This window comes from Pseudoalteromonas sp. T1lg48, assembly GCF_002964785.1.
Taxonomy (GTDB): Bacteria; Pseudomonadota; Gammaproteobacteria; order Enterobacterales; family Alteromonadaceae; genus Pseudoalteromonas.
Window position 1 is genome coordinate 423,555 of record NZ_PQCC01000002.1, and the last position, 19,381, is coordinate 442,935.

Sequence of the window (19,381 nt, forward strand, 5' to 3'; positions counted from 1 at the left end):
CAGCGCGGCAAAAAGCGCCAGAACAGGATGTAAGTCGTACCTACAGCCCATACCTTAAAGGCTTTTTAGATGCGCCGTAAACGCCTCACCCAATTCCGGGTGTTGTTGGGCATAACGCACAAACGCCTTGAGATAGCCCAGCTTATCGCCACAATCGTGTGACTCGCCGCTCATACGAAACGCCTCTACAGGCTCTTGCTCAATCAGCATATCGATGGCGTCGGTGAGTTGAATCTCTCCACCCGCACCTATGGGCGTTCTTTTCAGTAAAGGCCAGATATTATGAGAAAGCACATAGCGGCCTACCACGGCCAGGTTTGAAGGCGCATCTTCCACCTTGGGTTTTTCCACCATGTGTTTGATAACAGAGCTTTCGCCTGGTTCAATTTGCGCGCCATTAATATCAGCAATACCGTACTTACTCACATCCTGCTTAGCTACCGCTTCAAGCATAATTTGACTGATTTGAGTCTCTTTAAAGCGCTTGATCATCGCGGCTAGGTTTTCACTGCTTTGATCGGCGCTGAATTCATCGAGGATTACATCCGGTAAAATCACCACGAAGGGGTTGTCCCCAACGATTGGTCTGGCACACATAATGGCATGACCCAATCCTTTTGCTTCGCCTTGGCGCACATGCATCACGGTTACATCTTCCGGGCAAATGGAACGCACCTCATCAAGCAACTGACGCTTAACCCGCTTTTCTAACGTTGCCTCTAATTCAAAACTGGTATCGAAATGGTTTTCAATGGCATTTTTTGAGGAATGCGTTACTAGCACTATCTCTTTAATGCCAGCTCGAACGCATTCATTAACGATATATTGAATAAGGGGCTTATCTACCAAAGGGAGCATTTCTTTAGGAATGGCTTTAGTTGCCGGCAACATACGAGTACCAAGCCCTGCTACTGGAATTACTGCTTTCATGGTCAATCCTTGAAGCTAAAAGTTGAATGGCCAGCATACGCTGGCCATTGAGATGACTAATAATAAATACAATGCACTTGTTTAATCTAGTCTGTACCAAAAATATCTCGGGTATAAACCTTATCTTTTACGTCTGTAAGAGAGTCAAACATACGATTGGCGACAATTACATCGACTTCGGCTTTAAACTTAGCTTCATCGGAGTACACCTCGGAATTAAAAAAGCTATCACCCTCGAAGGTAGGTTCATAGATGACAACACGAATGCCCTTTGCCTTGAGGCGCTTCATAACACCTTGGATCGCTGAAGCTCTAAAGTTATCTGAACCAGATTTCATAATTAAGCGATAGATTCCCACCACTTCAGGCTTTTTTGCTAAAATTGCATCGGCAATAAAGTCCTTACGAGTTCGATTGGCATCAACGATTGCTGAGATAATGTTATTGGGCACATCTTGGTAATTTGCCAACAATTGTTTAGTGTCTTTAGGCAAACAGTAACCACCGTAACCAAAAGATGGATTATTGTAGTGCTTTCCAATACGTGGGTCTAAGCCTACACCTTCTATAATTTGCTTAGTATCTAAGTTATGAGACTCAGCATAACTATCCAGCTCATTAAAATAGGCGACGCGCATAGCAAGGTAAGTATTAGAAAAAAGCTTAATAGCCTCGGCTTCAGTGGAGTCGGTAAAAAGTACCGGTATATCTTCCTTAATGGCGCCTTGCGCTAACAAACCAGCGAACTGCCGCGCTCTCGCTGAGCGCTCACCTGCTATAATCCGCGATGGGTGAAGATTGTCGTAAAGCGCTCTACCCTCTCTTAGAAATTCAGGAGAGAAAATAACATTTTCGGTACAGAATTGCTTTTTTACCATCTCAGTGAAACCAACAGGTACTGTAGACTTAATCACCATTACTGCGGTGGGATTATACTTTAAAACATCTTGAATTACGCATTCAACAGAAGAAGTATCGAAAAAGTTTGTTTCTGAATCATAGTCTGTCGGTGTTGCGATAACGACAAAATCAGCATTTTTATACGCTTCCTCTTTTGAAGTTGTAGCACGTAAATTCAAAGATTCATTTGCTAAAAAATGCTCAACTTCTGCGTCTGAAATAGGCGATTGTTTATCATTAATAAGTGATACTTTTTCTTCTATTATGTCTAACGCTACCACTTCATTGTGCTGCGCTAATAATACTGAGTTTGACAGGCCAACATAGCCCGTCCCAACAACTGTTATTTTCATACTCAGTTCATTCTTTCGCTTAGAGCTCACTTTCAAAGTCTTTCAATTTTTTTCCTTTGATTCGTACTGAATCAACAAAATAATATTGACATTGGATAGCCTGTTCAAAATAGTTTTCAAACTCTTGATTAACGCCTTAATTAGTGATGAGTCTTCCAGCGCTTCAATAGACACCTCTAACAAACCTTCTTTTTTTTGCACACATCTATAAGAAAGCTTTAAACCATGCCCTAACGCCATATTTTTAAAAACATAGTATAAAGTTAGAGAAGGAAATAACTCTCCATTTTTACCTACAATATTTTTACCAACTCGCCCCGCTACTTCTTCAAGTACTCGATGGGCTCTACCACAAGCACATGGCTTATCAGATATTTTAATATAATCGCCTAAATCATAACGGATAGTTGGAAAAGAATAAGCAACCAAATTTGTTATAACAGCTCGGCCTTCTATTTCTTCTACAATACATGTTTCTTCATTCAAATGCATTTGGCCATGTGGGCATTCAAATGCAATTATGCCAGACTCAGCAGAACCATACTCACTTATAATTTTTTGACCAAAAGCTTTTTTTGTTTCTTCGTGGTAATGGTCGTAAATTTTCTCTGATGTCCCTTTCACAAGCTTAATATTATCTAGCTTTATTCCAAGCTGATTTGCTTTTTTTGCTACCTCGTAGATCATGGAACTATAACCCTCAAGGTAACAAGCAGATTTAGACTTATGTAAAAAATTTTCTATTTCATCATTTGTGTACGAAAATAAACGAAACCTATTCACCAGTAGATCCATTACCTTCACTTTTAGAGCTCTTAATCCCTGATTACTGAACCCCCAAAAGTAGCCGTTCTTATTCCAAGGTTTAACACCAAACCAAGATAATCCCCGGTTTATAGAAGCCCTATTGTATGAGTCCCACAATTCATCTTTGTGGAAAGTTAACGCTTCACCTGTTGAGCCAGATGTTTCAGAGAAAAAGGTTTTCTTGAATGTATAATTAGCATGAATATCAGAGTTGAATTTTATTAAATCCCCCTTACTCAGTAGTGGAATCTGACTCAAAATACCTTTGTCATACACGTCACTTTCTGGATTAAAACTAATTTCATTGAACTTTTTTCTATAGTAAGGTGAATACCGATAGCAAAAGCAAAGCAAACATCTCAGCTTATCTTCCTGAATTTTTTTCAGGGTATCACTATCAGCAAACTCCGTCTCTTTAAGCTCGCGATAAACTTTATTTAAACTTGGGTTACGAAATCTAGAACCCAAAATGTATAATAAATAATAAAACATATTTTTACGTGTAAGAAAATTTTAGGAATTTCAAAAATGCTTTACTTCTAATTAAAGCGGGAGCTTTCTTAATTACAAAGGCAATAAACATTAATTCTCCAACATGACCATAAACTCTACGCATAATTTTTCGCTTTGCTCGTATCTTTTCGGGTGTCGAGAAGAAATCATCCCCTGATGCGATATCAGGGTGATGTGACAAGCAAACCTTTACTTTATTTACTTTACTTTTTTCCTTGAGCAAGTCTGACGTGAAAATAAATTCTTCACCGGAAGGAAGTTTTGTTCCTAAACCAAAATTTTCATCAAAAAGCACCTTATTCTTTACCGTTTCTGCTTTCAAGCACATATCGATTGATGAAACCCCCGCCGCAGAAAGCCTTGTTATATCTTTAACTAACGTGCGTTCAAACTTAGTTCTATCTATTTTTTTATGTGAAAAAACTAATAAATCTGAATTACATGATTCAAATGCCGTGCAAATAGCTTCATAAGCTGTAGGTAAGATATGCACATCATCATCCATAATCCATAAAATATCCCCGATAGAGTGCTTTATAGCAAAGTTCCTACTTTTGCTAAGTCCCGGCTCTTTCATTTGTATGTAACGTACGTTCGCCGCAGACAAATTCGCCATGAAGTAAGATTTGTACTCATCAAACTTATGGTCCGTTACCTGATGAATTATTAAGTAGGAGAAGCGACTTTCACTTATCTTGATATTCTCCAACCCATTATTCAAAGTTGAGATTAGGACTTCAACATTCATTCCTACCCCTTATATAAAGTGAGAAAGTAACAACTAGAAAAAAAAGAAATATGGAGTTTATATAAAGAGACAAAGTCCCGGCCATAAGACCAAGCGAGACAACGGAAAAAATCAAGAATGGATATACCTTTCTCAATTTAAAAGCCATAATAGTCATGAAAAGTAAAAGACTCAAAAAGAAAGCCAACCCCACAACCCCAACTTCCACCAACAACTCCATATAAGTATTATGAGCATACTTATGACTAGAAAAGTACTGCATATTTAAGTCTCTGAAGTTAAATATCCCATGACCTAAAATTGGCTTTTCTAAAAACAAAGTATAAGCATTCGCTATCAATTCAAATCTACCAGCCCCACTAGAGGCTCCCTCCACCCGCTTTTCAATTAAGTTAGAAACATCTACAGCAAAAAAAAGTTCTAAGGAAACATAAACGAACATTGAAAACAAAATGAAAGATAAGAAAATACGAAAAACCTGAATAGGTTTAATAACAAAAAAAGAAACAAAAAAGAAAGATAAAAAAAGCGACAACAACCCTGAACGAGATAACGTCGCCAAAAGAAGAATTATTGATAGAATCGAAAAAACTTTCCGGTAGGATACTTTTGAAAAGTGGAAATAGTAGAAACATACGATAAATGTTAACGATGCAAAATTTGGATCTATAGTTAATCCTACCAACCTAGGCAATGATTTCTCAACAAATAGGCCGTAAAAATATTGATGCTCCTGCAGTGGGGAAAAAACCATCAAACCAGCCAGATAGTATAAAAGCGTCAAAACTAAGTATACCTTTAAAGAAACCCCTAGCAATAAGTAAATATCTTTATTTGCACTAACAAGATAAGATGAAAAAGAAAAAAAGAAAAAAAGAAACGCCAGAGCACCAAAAAAAAACCTAAATGAAGAATCGAAATTGTAACTATAAAATGATGATAAGAAAAAGCAAAAATAAACGAAAAACACAAAAACAAAAGATAAAAATAAAAACTTACTCAATCTCATTCCATTTAAAAAAATAAAAAAAATAACTATTGGCAAAACAAAATATGCTAATGTAACAGAAAAACCAACATCATAATAAATACCATTGGAAAGCATTGACATAAAAAGGACGACAATCAAAAAACTAGATGTTTTTCCATTAATATTAATAACCATTTTTTCTTCTTATATAAATCAAAATCATTAAGCAAATTATTTTTGACCATCTCAGATTATAAAAAACAAACTGAACTTTACTTATGTTTTTCTTCAGTTTCCAAGATTTAGATATTAACTCACTAAATTCATTGTAATAGTCATTTAAAAGCATAGAGATTGATATCTGAAGATACTCATTAGCTAATGCATACTTTCTAAACCTGCTATCCATTTCAATCGCATTCAATGAAAAATTATGTCTTTCAACTTCAACAAGTAAATCATTTAGATTTTTCTTTTTCCTATGACTACTCCAAGATCCAACCGCCTGAACTCGATAACTAGCAGTAACTTCTGGTAAATATATAGCCCCATTTTTCGAGCCAAGAATTTGTAAATAATAATCACCAACAGGTGCCTGTTCAAACCAATCAGGTAGACAATCGATGACTCTTTTCTTAACCATGATGGTAGCGGTGGGCATAAAACCACCACCACTTTTGATCACATCTTCATAACTAAATATTTTTTGAGAGTCACCATAATCAGCGATATCACCTATCTTCTTCTCATCAGATACTCTATGTGCAGTTGTGAAACACAACTCATAGTCACTACCTTTAAGGGCAGTTAATTGTTTCTGAATCTTACAAGTATCTACCCAATAGTCATCACCATCACATATAGCAATAAACTCACCTTGCGCAGCCTTTAATACTCGAGTGAAATTAGCTTGCGCTCCCACATTATTCTGTGAAGTGACAATTTTTACCACATTGGGGTGCTGACGTTGATACTCCTCAACTATTTTCGCCGTGCTATCAGGGCTACAATCTTCACCTATAATAATTTCTAGTCGCCCTTCAAACTCCTGAGACAAGATGCTCTCTATTGTTTGAGCTATATACATTTCTTGGTTATATGTAACTACACACACTGAAACCAAAGGTGAATATTCATTAGTCATATTATTTTATCTATGTGTCTACGTGGGCTAAGATTTCACTCTCAGGAGACATTCGACCATATCTACTGAAAACGTTGGAATACCTAGCTTACTTCTGACATCAGCCCGCTCACTGAAAGCATCATCAATAAAAATAGCCCCAGAGGCGTCAATGTAATCTGACTTTGGGCTCTTATCTTGTATGTGAATTATTTCATCAAAAATACCGGATAAGCGATATTCACACAGTGTTTGCTCTATATCGCGCTCATGACGAGTAATCAAACTCACTTTGCCCCCGTTATTTATGCATTCATAAATTAACTTAAGCAGTGATGTATTGACTTTATCATTCACGATCAAGCAGTCATCAAAATCTGTATAAAGGTGAGTAAAATTCAGATCACTGTGAAATTGGTAAGATAGATTTCGGTACAACTTTACCTTCTGGTTATTAGGCAGTGCCTTTACCGATACACCTTCAGCCACTAACAATGACAACTCTGTAAAATTAATGCCATTGAAACGATTCGTAATCATAGAGCCAGCAATACGCGTGGCAACCTCTAACAGACACAACTCGCCATTTTCATCTTCTTTAACCTGAAAAAACCAGGCTCCACGGAGCTCTAAGCGCTGAGAAATCTTTAATGCAATATCGTAAAAGCGATCGTCGTTAGTTACTAGTTCAGTTTCAACGGCGATGCCATTTCGCATTGAGCAGCGACGGCGAGGCCCTGCATACAATAGCTCGCCACCAGCATCACTTACACAATCCACTGTATATTCTGAGCCAGGCAAAAGCTCACAAAGTAAATCGTTGTCATTTAAGGCTTCTAAATCTGCACGGCTGTCAATTCGCTTGGTTCCAACGCTCCCTTGGCCGACATCGGGCTTAGCAAAAAGAGGAAACGTTAAATTTTCGTCCCAGTGATTAAATAGAGTAGGAACGCGCACCACGTCTTCTAGACAAGCATAGGTTTTTTTCTTTGAGCGGCAAATATCGTTTGTCTCAAAGCTTGAGGAGACTACCTTTGCCTCTAATTGCTTTGCGTACTCAGTTAACTTAAGTGCGGCAGAGTCGTGCGCAGGAAACACGTGAGTAATTCCATGTTTTCCTATAAGCGCATTTAAAGAATCAACAAAATCAGCTTCATGTATAAAAGGAATGCCCACAAATACATTTGCGTTTGAAATTTCAGTGTAGCAGTTTACGCTGTTAGCCCCGAAGACCTCGACACCTTTGACACCATACAATGAACGTACAATTTCATGCGCTATTTCTGTACCACATGGAACAACTAAAACTTTCATCATCGCCAATAAACATCCTCATAGTGAACCGCTTGCTGTATTTCTTCTTTAGTCGGGATTTTTTCCCAATCACCATATCTTTTAACCAAAAAATCTTCCGGATTATTTGGGATTTTAAAATTAAAACCGTCGAAGTTACACGTCTTTAAATCATCAAAAAGTTGCTTCCCATAGTATATTTCCCCGGCATTTGTGTAGTAACTTCCTTGAAAATTCACAGCTCTCAATCTCTCTAAATTACACGCTATACTTTTTATAAATTTAGATTTCAAAACAAAAGAAAGCTTATGAAGGTAAGCGGAAGACTTGGTGAAAAAAGAATGCAAAAGCCTAGCCAACCTGTTCTGTGGTCTAATATAAAAAGGGTATATATCAATACACAACCCCAAGTCATTATTAATCATAGTATGGTTATACAACTCCCATTCAGTTTCCTTAGCATCAACCTTTGTTTTTTGATCAGAAACCCTCATAACCCAATCATAATAGTTATGATTTTTTTGCGAATAGAAATTGCAACCAGATAATGAAGTAAATATTTTATTTAACTTATATTGATACCTTGCAGGAATGGCGATATCAAAGTCATCATCCCATGGAATAAAACCTTTGTGTCGAACAGCACCAAGCAATGTGCCATAAACAAGAATATATGGAATGTCATTCTCATCCAACAAATCAGTTATTAAAACAGCCATATCCAATAGCTTTTTTCTTGTCTCTTCTTTTGTTAATTTAATAGCCACTCTTAATCACCGTAATTTACTTTCTTTTGTACCTATCTTATTCTTGATAAATATCTTTAAATCCCATCTAAATCAAATTTTTCAAGTCATAAAAAAGAGATTCACTCTCAGCTTCGAAGATAGACTCCATTTTAGGTGAATAGACTACTTCAAAAATTTTTTCAAATCATCCTTCTCAATCACCAGCAATAGCGAAAAAATCTATATTATGCTTGTTAAACGTATCCCTACATACTTCCATAACCACACGCTAATTTTACAACCTCAACAACTTTCTCTACTTCCTCTTTAGCTAAACAGGTGTGAATAGGTAAACAAATAACGCTGTCAGAAATCTGTTTAGCAGAATTGAAGATTTCATTGTTGTTTTTATAAGCATCAAAATCAGTGATTAATGGGTAAAAGTATTTCCTTGCCAAAATATTATTACCTTTTAAATATTCAAAAAGCTCATCACGAGAACAACCAAACTCAGATTCATCTACTAATATTGGAAAATACGAATAATTTGGCTGTACATTATCAGCTGGTGTGAACAATTTAAGGCCTTTCACCGACCCCAAATGTTTGTGATAATAGTCAGATACTTCTTTGCGTTTCAAAATGGCTTGATCGATATGGTTCAAGGTAACAAGACCAAACGCTGCCTGTACCTCATTTAACTTGGCATTCATACCGCATTGAGAAATAGCTGTTTCAGATTCGAATCCAAAGTTTTTCAATTGATCGAGCTTTTCTTTCATCTCTAAGCTATGACAAACAACAGCACCGCCTTCGATGGTTGAGTAGGTTTTCGTTGCGTGAAAGCTCAATATTGCCACATCACCATAATTTAAAATGGAAATATTATTTTCTTTAACCCCGAAGGCATGTGCCGCATCATAAACAATTTTTAAGTCATGCTTATCGGCAATTTTTTCAAGCGCCTGATGATCGCATGGATTACCATAAACATGGACAGGTAAGATAGCACTGGTTTTATCAGTAATGGCCTGTTCTACTTTTTCAGGATCAAGGTTAAAAGTTTTAGGATCAACATCGACAAAAACAGGTGTTAGTTTATTCCAGATAAGCGCATGGCTGGTTGCAATAAAAGTATAGGGTGTGGTTATTACCTCACCTTCTAAATCCAAAGCTTGTAGGGCCGTGATCAATGCCAAGGTGCCATTAGAGAACAAGCTAATATATGGCACATCCAAATAGTCACACAGGGCTTGCTCTAACTTTTGATGATACTGACCACTGTTAGTTAACCATTTGCTGTCCCAAATATCTTTCAGTAAGGGGGTCAGCTCTTCCAAAGGAGGTAAGAGCGGTGATGTTACGGTAATTTTATTCATAACTTGTTATGCCTTGATCGGCTTAAGAAGCCGGGTAAACTGTTTTATAAGATCTCGCTCAAACAATACGAGCATAAAGAAATACAATGAAATAGCGACAATAATAGTACCCAGCAACTGCTGTGAATAACTTTGTGTTATTTTGTTTATAGACCAATAAGCAAGAGCATTTGAAAGTAATGCAAAGCACCATATAGGAAAGATGTTTATCAATTGTTTTATTGGCGATAGAGTCGTTAATTTTCCGGTGTAGTATGTATTAATTAACAATGCGATATAGGACTGAACAACTATACCTATACAGATAGCTTTAACACCCAAGGGAACCGCGATAATCAACATCACTGTAGTGACACTTTTTTTAATGATTTCAAGCTTCAAGAATAAATCAGAGCGCCCTTTCACCTGCAAAATATTTAAATTAATTGCATGAATAGGCATTAGCATAAAGCCAGTACAAAGCAGCATAACAAATGGAATAGAGTCTACCCATTGCTCTCCTAACACTAGATGAATAAAGGGAGTTGCAATAGCTCCTATCCCCACAATAAGCGGGAAAATAACAAGCGCGGCTAAACGTAGTGTCAGTAAATAGGCTTGATCCAATCGCTTAGTATCGTGTTGAATATGACTTAACAGTGGGTAAGTAACACGCTGAATAACAGTTGTGAGCGTTGCTGCTGGGACCATAGTGATTTGATTCGCTTGAGTAAAATAACCTACATCTTTTGCACTAAAAACCTTACCAATAATCAGCTGGTAAATATTTTTATAAAGGCTATCAATTACCCCCGAAAGTAAAAGCTTAGAACCAAAACCAAACATATAATTAAACGATTTTTTTGAAAAACTTTCATTTGGCCACCAGGGATGTAAAAACATCAAAAAAAGGCTATTACAAGCGCTCATAATCAGCATTTGCGCAATCAAAGCCCATACACCAAAACCATTATATGCCATGGTAATAGCCGCTGAACTACTTAAAAGCACACTTAGCAGAGATGCTTTCGCCTGTGTTTTGAAGTCCATTTTTATGGTTAATTTCGCACGCTGCACAACCGAAAAAGCACCAAAAACAACATTTAAGCCTAATACGCGTAGTAACCCAGTCAGTTCCTCAAGCTGATAAAAACCTGCAATTAAAGGGGCTGTTAGATACAAAAAAACGTAACAAGTAACAGCAACCAATACATTAAAATAAAATGCAGTGGCAAAGTCAGCTTCTGTGCAATCAACTTTGCGAATCAATGCCGCACTAAAGCCGGCATCAACAAAAACTTGTGAGAGGGCAATAAAAACAGCAAGCATGCCCACTAAACCAAAAGCTTTTGGCCCTATCATATTGGCTAAGGCCAACATCACAATCAGTTGCATGGCTTGAGTGGTTAAACGTTCTATAGCACTCCATTTTAAGCCACTTGTCGCTTTAGCCTTTAAGTCCATTTACTTTAATAGTCCAGCCAAATACTCGCCGTAATTATTCTTACGTAATAGCTGGGCTTGCCCTTGTAGCTGCTCAGCAGTCAACCAGCCGTTATGAAAGGCTATTTCTTCTAAGCAAGCAATTTTAAAGCCTTGGCGCTTTTCTACCGTTTCTACAAACTGTGCGGCTTCCAATAAACTTTCATGCGTGCCTGTATCTAGCCAGGCAAAACCACGTCCTAGCATTTCAACGTTTAACTTGTCTTGTTGTAAATACATTTCGTTTAAGCAGGTAATTTCCAACTCACCACGGTCTGATGGTTTAACCTGTTTTGCCATTTCAATAACCGAATTATCATAGAAATAAAGACCTGTTACCGCGTAATTCGATTTGGGTTGTGCAGGTTTTTCTTCGATAGAAATAGCTTTTAGTTGACTGTTAAACTCCACGACACCAAAACGTTCAGGGTCTTTCACTTGGTAGCCAAAAACAGTAGCTCCTTGACCTTGCTTGGCTTGTTCAACAGCATGTTTTAGTTTGGGTGAAAAACCCTGGCCATAGAAGATGTTATCGCCTAACACCAAACAGACATCGTCTTTACCAATAAAGTCTTCACCAATAATAAAGGCTTGAGCTAAACCATCTGGGCTTGGTTGAATTGCATATTCAAGTTCAACCCCGAATTGAGAGCCATCTCCTAGTAAGCGTCTAAAAGAGTCGCTATCTTCTGGAGTAGTTATAATTAATATTTCTCTAATCCCCGCAAGCATCAATACTGATAGCGGGTAATAAATCATTGGCTTATCGTATATGGGTAACAGCTGCTTCGATACACCCATGGTGATTGGGTACAATCTCGTTCCTGAACCGCCTGCTAAAATTATTCCTTTCATTACTACCTCTATACTTCCTTACGCACCAATACGCTCTAGGCGATATGAACCATCCAGCACTCGTTGCCACCAGTTTGGGTTATCTAAATACCAAGTTACTGTTTTACGAATGCCAGATTCAAATGTTTCTTCCGGTTTCCAGCCCAGCTCTTTTTCTATTTTGCTCGCATCAATGGCATAACGAACATCATGCCCTGGACGATCAGTAACATAAGTAATTAAGTCTTCGTAATTAGTTACACCTATTGGCTTATTTGGAACTAGCTCTTCCAATAACCTACAGATCGTTTTCACCACATCTATATTGGCTTTTTCGTTATGCCCGCCAATATTATATGTTTCACCAATTTCACCTTGTGTGACAACGGTATATAAAGCCTTTGCATGATCTTTAACGTAGAGCCAATCTCTAATTTGCAAGCCATTGCCATACACAGGTAAAGGCTTCCCTTCTAATGCATTTAAAATCATGTGAGGGATTAGCTTTTCAGGAAAATGGTATGGACCATAATTGTTTGAACAATTGGTTATTATTGTGGGTAGCCCAAAGGTTCTGAGCCATGCACGTACTAGGTGATCACTTGATGCTTTACTTGCAGAATAAGGGGAGCTTGGCGCATAAGGCGTGGTTTCTGTAAATAAATCATTAGTACCTTCTAGGTCACCATATACTTCATCTGTAGAAATATGATGAAAACGAAACGCCGCTTTTTTATCCGCACTTAAGGTATCCCAATAATTTTTCGCTGCTTCAAGCAATGTAAATGTGCCAATAATATTGGTTTGTATAAAGTCGCTTGGACCATCAATAGAGCGGTCAACATGAGACTCAGCGGCAAGATGCATCACAGCATCAGGTTGATGTGATTTAAAAACCCGATTTACCTCAGTAGCATTACATATATCCACTTGTTCAAACGCATAACGCGAGCTTGATGATACAGCTAGTACAGATTCTAAATTACCGGCATATGTCAGTTTATCAAGGTTAACGACTTCATCATTAGTACTTTCAATAATATGACGAACGACTGCAGAACCGATAAAGCCTGCCCCACCTGTTACTAAAATTTTCATAGTTACCTAAGATACTTAATTAATCCATGGGTTGCATAACTAAACAGCAATGACAAAGAGGTCAGATAGCCTAGCTTTAAATGCTCGCGATAAAAGAGCCATTGATGTTTAATAATTTTGGCTTTGTTTTGAGTCATACCTGTGTCAGTTGAGTAATAAGCCAACACCTCAGGCAACCCACGAGCAACGACACCTGTCTTTAGAATAGCAAGCCATAAGGCATAATCTTGCCGTTTTCGAATTGTAGGCATATAGCACTTGCCTAACTGTTGACTATCGTACATTGCGGTTAAACAACCGATATAATTAGTTTGTAATAATTGCTTATAAGAAGCACTTGAAGGTGGAGAAAAAACCCCCTTCATCCCCTTTTCGTTAAACTTTTGATAAGCATGATATGTCAAAGCATATCCATTATTTAGCATAAAGTTCACTTGTGTTAATAGCTTATCTTTGTGCCAATAATCATCTGTATCTAAAAAGGCTATAAATCTACCTGTCGCTTCAGATATTGCTTTATTGCGGCTAACTCCCGCTCCAGAGTTTTCCACGTTGGAAAAGACGCGAATTCGTTTATCACCATGGCTCTGAGCTAATTCCATGGAATCATCAGTTGAGCAGTCATCAACAATCAACAACTCCCATTCGGAGTAAGTTTGATTTAATACGCTGTCTATAGCACGGTTAAGGGAACGACTCGCATTATAGCAAGGCATTACAATAGAAACTTTTTCCATTACCTTCCCATACCAAATAAAACTACCTTGATTGTTTTTAAGAATATTTTTAAATCAAGTAAGCTACTGTGATGCTTAATATAGTAAATATCAAATTTATGTTTCCAAACGGCATCTTCTAACGATGCTCCGTATTGATACGAAACTTGTGCCAACCCTGTCACACCTGGTTTTACTGCATGGCGAAAACGGTAATATGGAATTTCCTTTTCCAGGTTTTCAATAAAAACCTCCCGCTCTGGCCGTGGACCCACCATCGACATTTCGCCTTTTAATACATTAAAGAGCTGCGGTAATTCGTCGATACGAGTTTTGCGGATAAACTTCCCCACACGGGTTACCCGCGTGTCATTTTTTACCGCCCACTGCGCACCATCTTTTTCCGCATCCGTGCTCATTGAACGGAATTTTATAACCTTAAACTCTTTATTGAACTGCCCTGTTCTCTTTTGCATGTAAAAGATTGGGCCCTTAGATTCCAGCTTAATAGCTATAACCGTGAGTAGAAAAACTGGAAAGGTTAGAACGAGTAATAGTAAAGCTGAACCAACGTCAACCACTCGTTTGGCTACCTGAGTTCTTTTTTTAGATAGAATAGAAAATGCTTTTTGGTGTAAAAAGTAACTTGTTCTCAAAAAAGACACTTCTGTATAACCTAAACGGCTATCCAAATAGCTAACTAAAGGCTCAACCCAAGCACCAAACTCGGTTGCTTGTATTAGAAATTTTTTCGCTGGCAACTCCAGCTCACTTGCCTCATAGTGACAAATTACTTTATCTGAGTAATCTGTAACCGAATAATCATTAAAGATTAATGTGAAGTCATAATTACCAATACAATCTCTAATTTTTTCTATGTAGTCTTCAGGGCAATAAATATATATTTTCTGTACGGACTTAGCCTGTCTAGTTGACATAAAAGCCGTCACTGGTTCGCACTCAGAATTTACAATTCGATTTTCAAAATTGCCGGACATGACTTAATCCTTCACTAAGAAACGAGTAATTACAAATAGAGTAGAAAGAAATAAGCCCAACATTACTCCAAGAATGCAAATAAGCGCTCTTTTAGGCTCAGACTTTAGCTCGGCTACTACCGCAGGGTCTATTGTTTTTAAAGCATATTCAGCTCGAACACTGGCTAACATTTTTGTTTGCTGCTGTTGTTCGATTAGTTGATAAAATACCTTCTGCATATCAGCTACCGAGGTTTCTTGCAGGGCTCTAGTTAAGTACTCAATGCTATTCTCAGCATCTGCAATGTCATTGGCTCGCATTGTATTGTTGAGCTGCTCAATTAGCTTGTCTGTAAGCTCTTTGGCTACTACTGGGGAGTAATGTCTAACAGATACTTTCACTAACCCTGTTTCTTTGTCTTGTGAAACATTTAAGAGCTGTTTAGTGAACTTATCATGCACTTCCAACTGACTGGGTTCTGGCTGCTTGGGCTCTTTAACCTCTCGTAACCACTTATTTGTATCAGGATTATAGATTTCTCGATTGTAAAGCACTTGGTGGTTGTCGCGATCCCAGCCATTTGCCGCCATAATCACAGGCTTCAAATTATGCTCTTGAACAAACTCACCGATAAAAGAGCGGCTTTTTAACAACTCCAACGCAATAGTGGTCTTATCTGCGCTGCCGCTTCCAAGATTTACACCCGCGAGTGACGCTAAACCTCCAAACTGGCCTGCGAGTGCTGAGAGACCACCGCTTTTACTATCTTCAGCAGGGGCTAATAGCGCCTCACTTTTATAAATATTTGGCAGATTTAATGCGTATACTACTGAGATGATCGCTGCGACAACCGTTGTGCCTATGATAATCCACTTTCCTTGCCACAAGGCTAGAAACAGATCTTTTAGATCGATTTCATCATCTGCAATAGTAGTATGTTGTATATGGGTAACTTGATTATTCATGAATGCTATTCCTTAAATACCGCTAATAGCAGCTATACCCACACCAAGCTGATAGAAAATCTGCGTTGCCGAGCTCCAAAGGGTAAGGCTATCCATATGCGCGGTATCCATGGGCACGACTATAGTGTCGCCCGGTTCAAGTTGATGACTAGTGTTTACAGCAAACCAGCCTTTATTTTCTGGGATGTAAACAGAGCCATTAGCCTTAATCACATAAATGCGCTCTTCATCCGCACGTGCCTTGGTACCACCACTAAGACGAATATAGGCATCTACACCTGTATCCGGATTGTAAAGGTGGGAGGTCGCATAATTAACTTCACCAATCACGCTTATTGAATCACGCTTTGAAGGTATATAGAGCGCATCGCCATCTTGCAGCACAAGCTGTTGTTTATCAGCTAAAATATCATCTAAGTTAATAACTAGGCGTCCCAAGGTTGGCATTTGTGATAAATCAGAAATCAACATAGCCATCTCATCGTAAGAAAGTTTGACGCTATTTTGTGAGTACTCGAAACTTTTTGAAGCAAGGTCGCGACGCAATTCGTTTGTTAAACGTTCAATTTGAGCCCGTTCTTGTTCTTGGATCGTTTTGCGCGTAAAAACAGCTGCGTCTAACGCAGCGAAATCTGAAAAGCCCCCGGCACGTTCAATCACGTCTTTTATAGTTTCACCACGACGAATGGTGTACTGACCCGGGAAGGTAACCTCTCCTTCCACCTTGACCTTAATATTTTCCTGCCAATTGGGGATGGTAAGAATATTAAGGCTGTCTTTACTTAGTAAAAGTGGATTTTCCTCTAAAGAACCGTCCAACGCCCCTTGGAGATTGAAAGTTATATGCTCGATATCATCATTGGTGCCGGTTTTAGAACGAGTAATTTCGGCCTTATCTAAGAATGCTGACTCGGTTAAACCGCCACCAGCAGTAATGAGTTCCCTAACAGCCATGTTTTTAGCAAGCGGATATACACCAGGGAAACGAACATTACCATTAACTTCCACTAACTTGATGCGTTCTCCAGCACCTGCCTGTAGTTGTAATTTTTTAATCACCTTATCAAGCAGTTGATTACGGCTAAAGGTTGCGTATTCAATTTCCTCTTCTTCATCTTTTGAGCGCGCTGCAATAATATCTGTAAGCTTTTGTTTACTTTTTAGCTCGGCCTCTTCTTCTTCACTAAAGAGTGGTTTTCTCGTACCCACAAATTCTTCAAACTGGCGCTGCTCAAACAGATGCCACAGTTTTACTTTTTTCTGTAGTTCCTGCTCTTCTTCCGTTAACGCGAGTTGCTTTAATGCATCTTGCTCTTCTGCTTTTGACTCAAAGCGGCTAAATACGATCAGCTTGTCTCGGGCATTTAGTAACAGATTATGATTACTATCTCCGGCTACGGCCTTGGCTAAGCTAAATTGATATACCTCGATATTTCCATACACATCCACTTCTCGGAGCAAAATGGCGTAATCCAAATCTGCTTGAGGTAACAGAGCACCACGGAGTGAACCTATGATATCGCCAATACGCTTACCCTGATGCCAAGAATATTCCCCCGGACGCGTCACGGCGCCAATCAAGGTTACCGCATTGTTGTAAGCGCTACTGGTTTCACTCACTCGCACTACATCGCCATCTTGTGGAGTGTAGCCAGAGTTAGTCTTAGTAAAATCAAAGGATAGAATTTGCTTATAATCACCATTGCCGGCGCGTTCTACCGTCACTTTTTCGCTGTAGGCATTGGCCTTTAATCCGCCCGCCATTGCTAGCAAGTCGGCTGTACTCTCGCCTTTTTTTAATTCGAAAATAGCAGGGCGCTTTACCGCTCCGGTTACACTCACCTGTGCACCCACAGGTGGAATAAATACCACATCGCCTGGCTTTAAGATGATGTCGTTGCTACTGTCGCCTTTGATCAGTAGGTCATACAAGTCAAAATGATTAACAATCTTACCACCGCGCTTAATTTCGATATTACGTAAAGAAGCGATATCACTCACTCCACCGCTGGCAAACAGCGCGTGAGTAACAGTACTGAGAGACGACAGTGTATAACTACCTGGCTTGTAAGCTTCACCCACCACCAACACGCGAATACTGCGTAGCTGCCCTAAGGAAACAAAAGCTTTTACGCCGATCATCTCGTTGCTGACTTTTTCGCTAACCAGGGACTTTAATTCTTTAAAGCTCATACCAGCTACATGCACGGGAGCTAGCTTGGGAATGCTTAAGCGGCCTGAACGGTCAATGCTTACATCCACCGTTGCCGATTCTTTACCATACAGGGAAATTTGTACTTGGTCGCCAGGGCGTACTATGTAATCATCAGGAACAGGTGCACTTTCACTGGGCATAAAGCTGGTTGGTTCACCGGCAAAAATATCATAGCCAAATGGTTTTAGCTCTTCTTGCTTTGGCTTAAATTTCTCTTCTTGTGTTTGCAGCTCTTCTTCAGCTAAGACCTTACGTTCACCAATTGTACTTTCAACTTCTTGGTCATTGGTATTTGTTTTAGACGAATTGCCCATAATAGTTTCAAGGTCAACACCATATTGCCTCGCTAGGGCTTCTTGCTGAGCGCGAGGTAGCTTTTTAAACTGCTCGATTTGCGCGGGTGAGGGGTTAACCGCCTGAGCGATAGTTGCATAAAACAAGATAAAAATGGCGGATAAAACGCCGAGGTAGGTCTTAAACATTTTTCCCTGCATGTTTGACTCCAAAAAGATGACATATCATACACGACAAAACCCACGAAAAAAATGCGCTAAAAGCAATTTTAACGTGGGTTTTAAGTGCACTTAGAAGTTATAAACTAAGGTCAATGCCGTTTCTGTATCGGTATTGTCTTTGTCATCAGCGACATCAGAGTTGTGAACGACATTGAAACCAACCTTCATTTGTAACGAACCATTGATTTTGGTTAACAATGCTGTTTCAGAGCGGGTTTTGGTGTTGGTATCACCATATTCCACCGCCAGCAGTTGCGTAAACTTAGCACCTTCGGAAATCTGCCAGGTATAATCGGCTTTAGCTAGCGCGATCACTTCGCCTTCCCATTCATCGGCAAGCGACTGACCGTTGTCATCAACCTCGGTGCTGTCGTCTGGATATCTAAAATACTTATAACCAGGACCAAATTCAGCATTAAGCACCATGGTTTCATCATCAATTAGGCGTAAACCATAACCGCCCGATACCACGGCTTCCTCACGATAGGCGCCAAAGTAATCGCTCAGGTATGAGCCATAAATGAATAAGTGGGCATTCTTTTCGTTTAATTTGTAATTACCCTGCGCCGAGCCAAAGTACTTTTCATTGGTGCGCTCGGTAATTTTAGTGCCATCGTCCTGTTCAACTTCATCTTCTTTAAACAGGCCACTTAATTTGTACTCGTTATTCCACTTTTCGAGATTGTGTTTAACGGTAAGCGCCCCTTTAAAGGTCGTTGTTTCGGTGTTACCACTGGTGATAATGGCGCCAAGTTCGGCGTTGGCTTCCCAGGTTTTTTTCTCTTCTTCTGCTACAACAGTAGTTGCAGCAAAAGCTGCAACTAATAAAGATAGGTACTTCAATTTCATGTTAGC

General features: G+C 38.9%; 17 protein-coding genes. All 17 read right to left on the reverse strand.

The features are described 5' to 3' along the window. Positions 1 to 54: 54 nt before the first annotated feature. Positions 55 to 930 (reverse strand): UTP--glucose-1-phosphate uridylyltransferase GalU, encoded by an 876-nt coding sequence (gene galU, locus C2M29_RS03790; protein WP_105188461.1) that lies wholly within the window; start codon positions 928 to 930, stop codon positions 55 to 57. Positions 931 to 1,016: 86 nt separating this feature from the next. After that, positions 1,017 to 2,183: a nucleotide sugar dehydrogenase gene (locus tag C2M29_RS03795; protein ID WP_105188462.1), complete on the reverse strand. Its 1,167-nt coding sequence runs from the start codon at positions 2,181 to 2,183 to the stop codon at positions 1,017 to 1,019. A gap of 42 nt (positions 2,184 to 2,225) precedes the next feature. Beyond that, the gene (locus C2M29_RS03800) at positions 2,226 to 3,482 is read right to left on the reverse strand and encodes a phenylacetate--CoA ligase family protein (RefSeq protein ID WP_105188463.1); all 1,257 of its coding nucleotides are present in this window, start codon (positions 3,480 to 3,482) and stop codon (positions 2,226 to 2,228) included. A 4-nt stretch (positions 3,483 to 3,486) separates the two neighbouring features. Continuing rightward, on the reverse strand, positions 3,487 to 4,251 hold the full coding sequence (locus C2M29_RS03805) for a glycosyltransferase (RefSeq protein ID WP_105188464.1): 765 nt from the start codon (positions 4,249 to 4,251) through the stop codon (positions 3,487 to 3,489). Then, positions 4,241 to 5,416 (reverse strand): O-antigen ligase family protein, encoded by a 1,176-nt coding sequence (locus tag C2M29_RS03810; RefSeq protein ID WP_105188465.1) that lies wholly within the window; start codon positions 5,414 to 5,416, stop codon positions 4,241 to 4,243. The genes C2M29_RS03805 and C2M29_RS03810 overlap by 11 nt, the downstream gene beginning before the upstream one ends. Beyond that, positions 5,406 to 6,365, reverse strand: a complete 960-nt coding sequence (locus C2M29_RS03815) for a glycosyltransferase family 2 protein (RefSeq protein WP_105188466.1) — start codon at positions 6,363 to 6,365, stop codon at positions 5,406 to 5,408. Before C2M29_RS03815 ends, C2M29_RS03810 begins: the two co-directional genes overlap by 11 nt. A gap of 27 nt (positions 6,366 to 6,392) precedes the next feature. Beyond that, positions 6,393 to 7,661, reverse strand: a complete 1,269-nt coding sequence (locus C2M29_RS03820) for an ATP-grasp domain-containing protein (protein WP_105188467.1) — start codon at positions 7,659 to 7,661, stop codon at positions 6,393 to 6,395. After that, positions 7,658 to 8,404, reverse strand: a complete 747-nt coding sequence (locus C2M29_RS03825) for a LicD family protein (protein ID WP_105188468.1) — start codon at positions 8,402 to 8,404, stop codon at positions 7,658 to 7,660. Before C2M29_RS03825 ends, C2M29_RS03820 begins: the two co-directional genes overlap by 4 nt. Positions 8,405 to 8,631: 227 nt before the next feature. Beyond that, a complete protein-coding gene (locus tag C2M29_RS03830; RefSeq protein WP_105188469.1) occupies positions 8,632 to 9,744 on the reverse strand; it encodes a DegT/DnrJ/EryC1/StrS family aminotransferase in 1,113 nt (370 codons plus the stop codon). Between the two features lie 6 nt (positions 9,745 to 9,750). Continuing rightward, positions 9,751 to 11,187 carry a lipopolysaccharide biosynthesis protein gene (locus C2M29_RS03835; protein WP_105188470.1) on the reverse strand — a complete coding sequence of 479 codons (1,437 nt, stop codon included), beginning with the start codon at positions 11,185 to 11,187 and terminating at the stop codon, positions 9,751 to 9,753. Continuing rightward, the gene (gene rfbA, locus C2M29_RS03840; protein WP_105188471.1) at positions 11,188 to 12,060 is read right to left on the reverse strand and encodes a glucose-1-phosphate thymidylyltransferase RfbA; all 873 of its coding nucleotides are present in this window, start codon (positions 12,058 to 12,060) and stop codon (positions 11,188 to 11,190) included. A gap of 18 nt (positions 12,061 to 12,078) precedes the next feature. Then, a complete protein-coding gene (rfbB, locus tag C2M29_RS03845; protein ID WP_105188472.1) occupies positions 12,079 to 13,137 on the reverse strand; it encodes a dTDP-glucose 4,6-dehydratase in 1,059 nt (352 codons plus the stop codon). A 2-nt stretch (positions 13,138 to 13,139) separates the two neighbouring features. Next, the gene (locus C2M29_RS03850; RefSeq protein WP_105188473.1) at positions 13,140 to 13,874 is read right to left on the reverse strand and encodes a glycosyltransferase family 2 protein; all 735 of its coding nucleotides are present in this window, start codon (positions 13,872 to 13,874) and stop codon (positions 13,140 to 13,142) included. Continuing rightward, complete coding sequence (locus C2M29_RS03855; protein WP_442792531.1) at positions 13,874 to 14,851, reverse strand: sugar transferase; 978 nt, start codon at positions 14,849 to 14,851, stop codon at positions 13,874 to 13,876. Before C2M29_RS03855 ends, C2M29_RS03850 begins: the two co-directional genes overlap by 1 nt. A gap of 3 nt (positions 14,852 to 14,854) precedes the next feature. Then, positions 14,855 to 15,796 carry a Wzz/FepE/Etk N-terminal domain-containing protein gene (locus tag C2M29_RS03860; protein ID WP_105188474.1) on the reverse strand — a complete coding sequence of 314 codons (942 nt, stop codon included), beginning with the start codon at positions 15,794 to 15,796 and terminating at the stop codon, positions 14,855 to 14,857. 12 nt (positions 15,797 to 15,808) lie between these two features. Then, a complete protein-coding gene (locus C2M29_RS03865) occupies positions 15,809 to 18,505 on the reverse strand; it encodes an SLBB domain-containing protein (protein WP_233998344.1) in 2,697 nt (898 codons plus the stop codon). Positions 18,506 to 18,595: 90 nt separating this feature from the next. Then, positions 18,596 to 19,375 (reverse strand): DUF481 domain-containing protein, encoded by a 780-nt coding sequence (locus C2M29_RS03870; protein ID WP_105188475.1) that lies wholly within the window; start codon positions 19,373 to 19,375, stop codon positions 18,596 to 18,598. Positions 19,376 to 19,381: the final 6 nt, after the last annotated feature.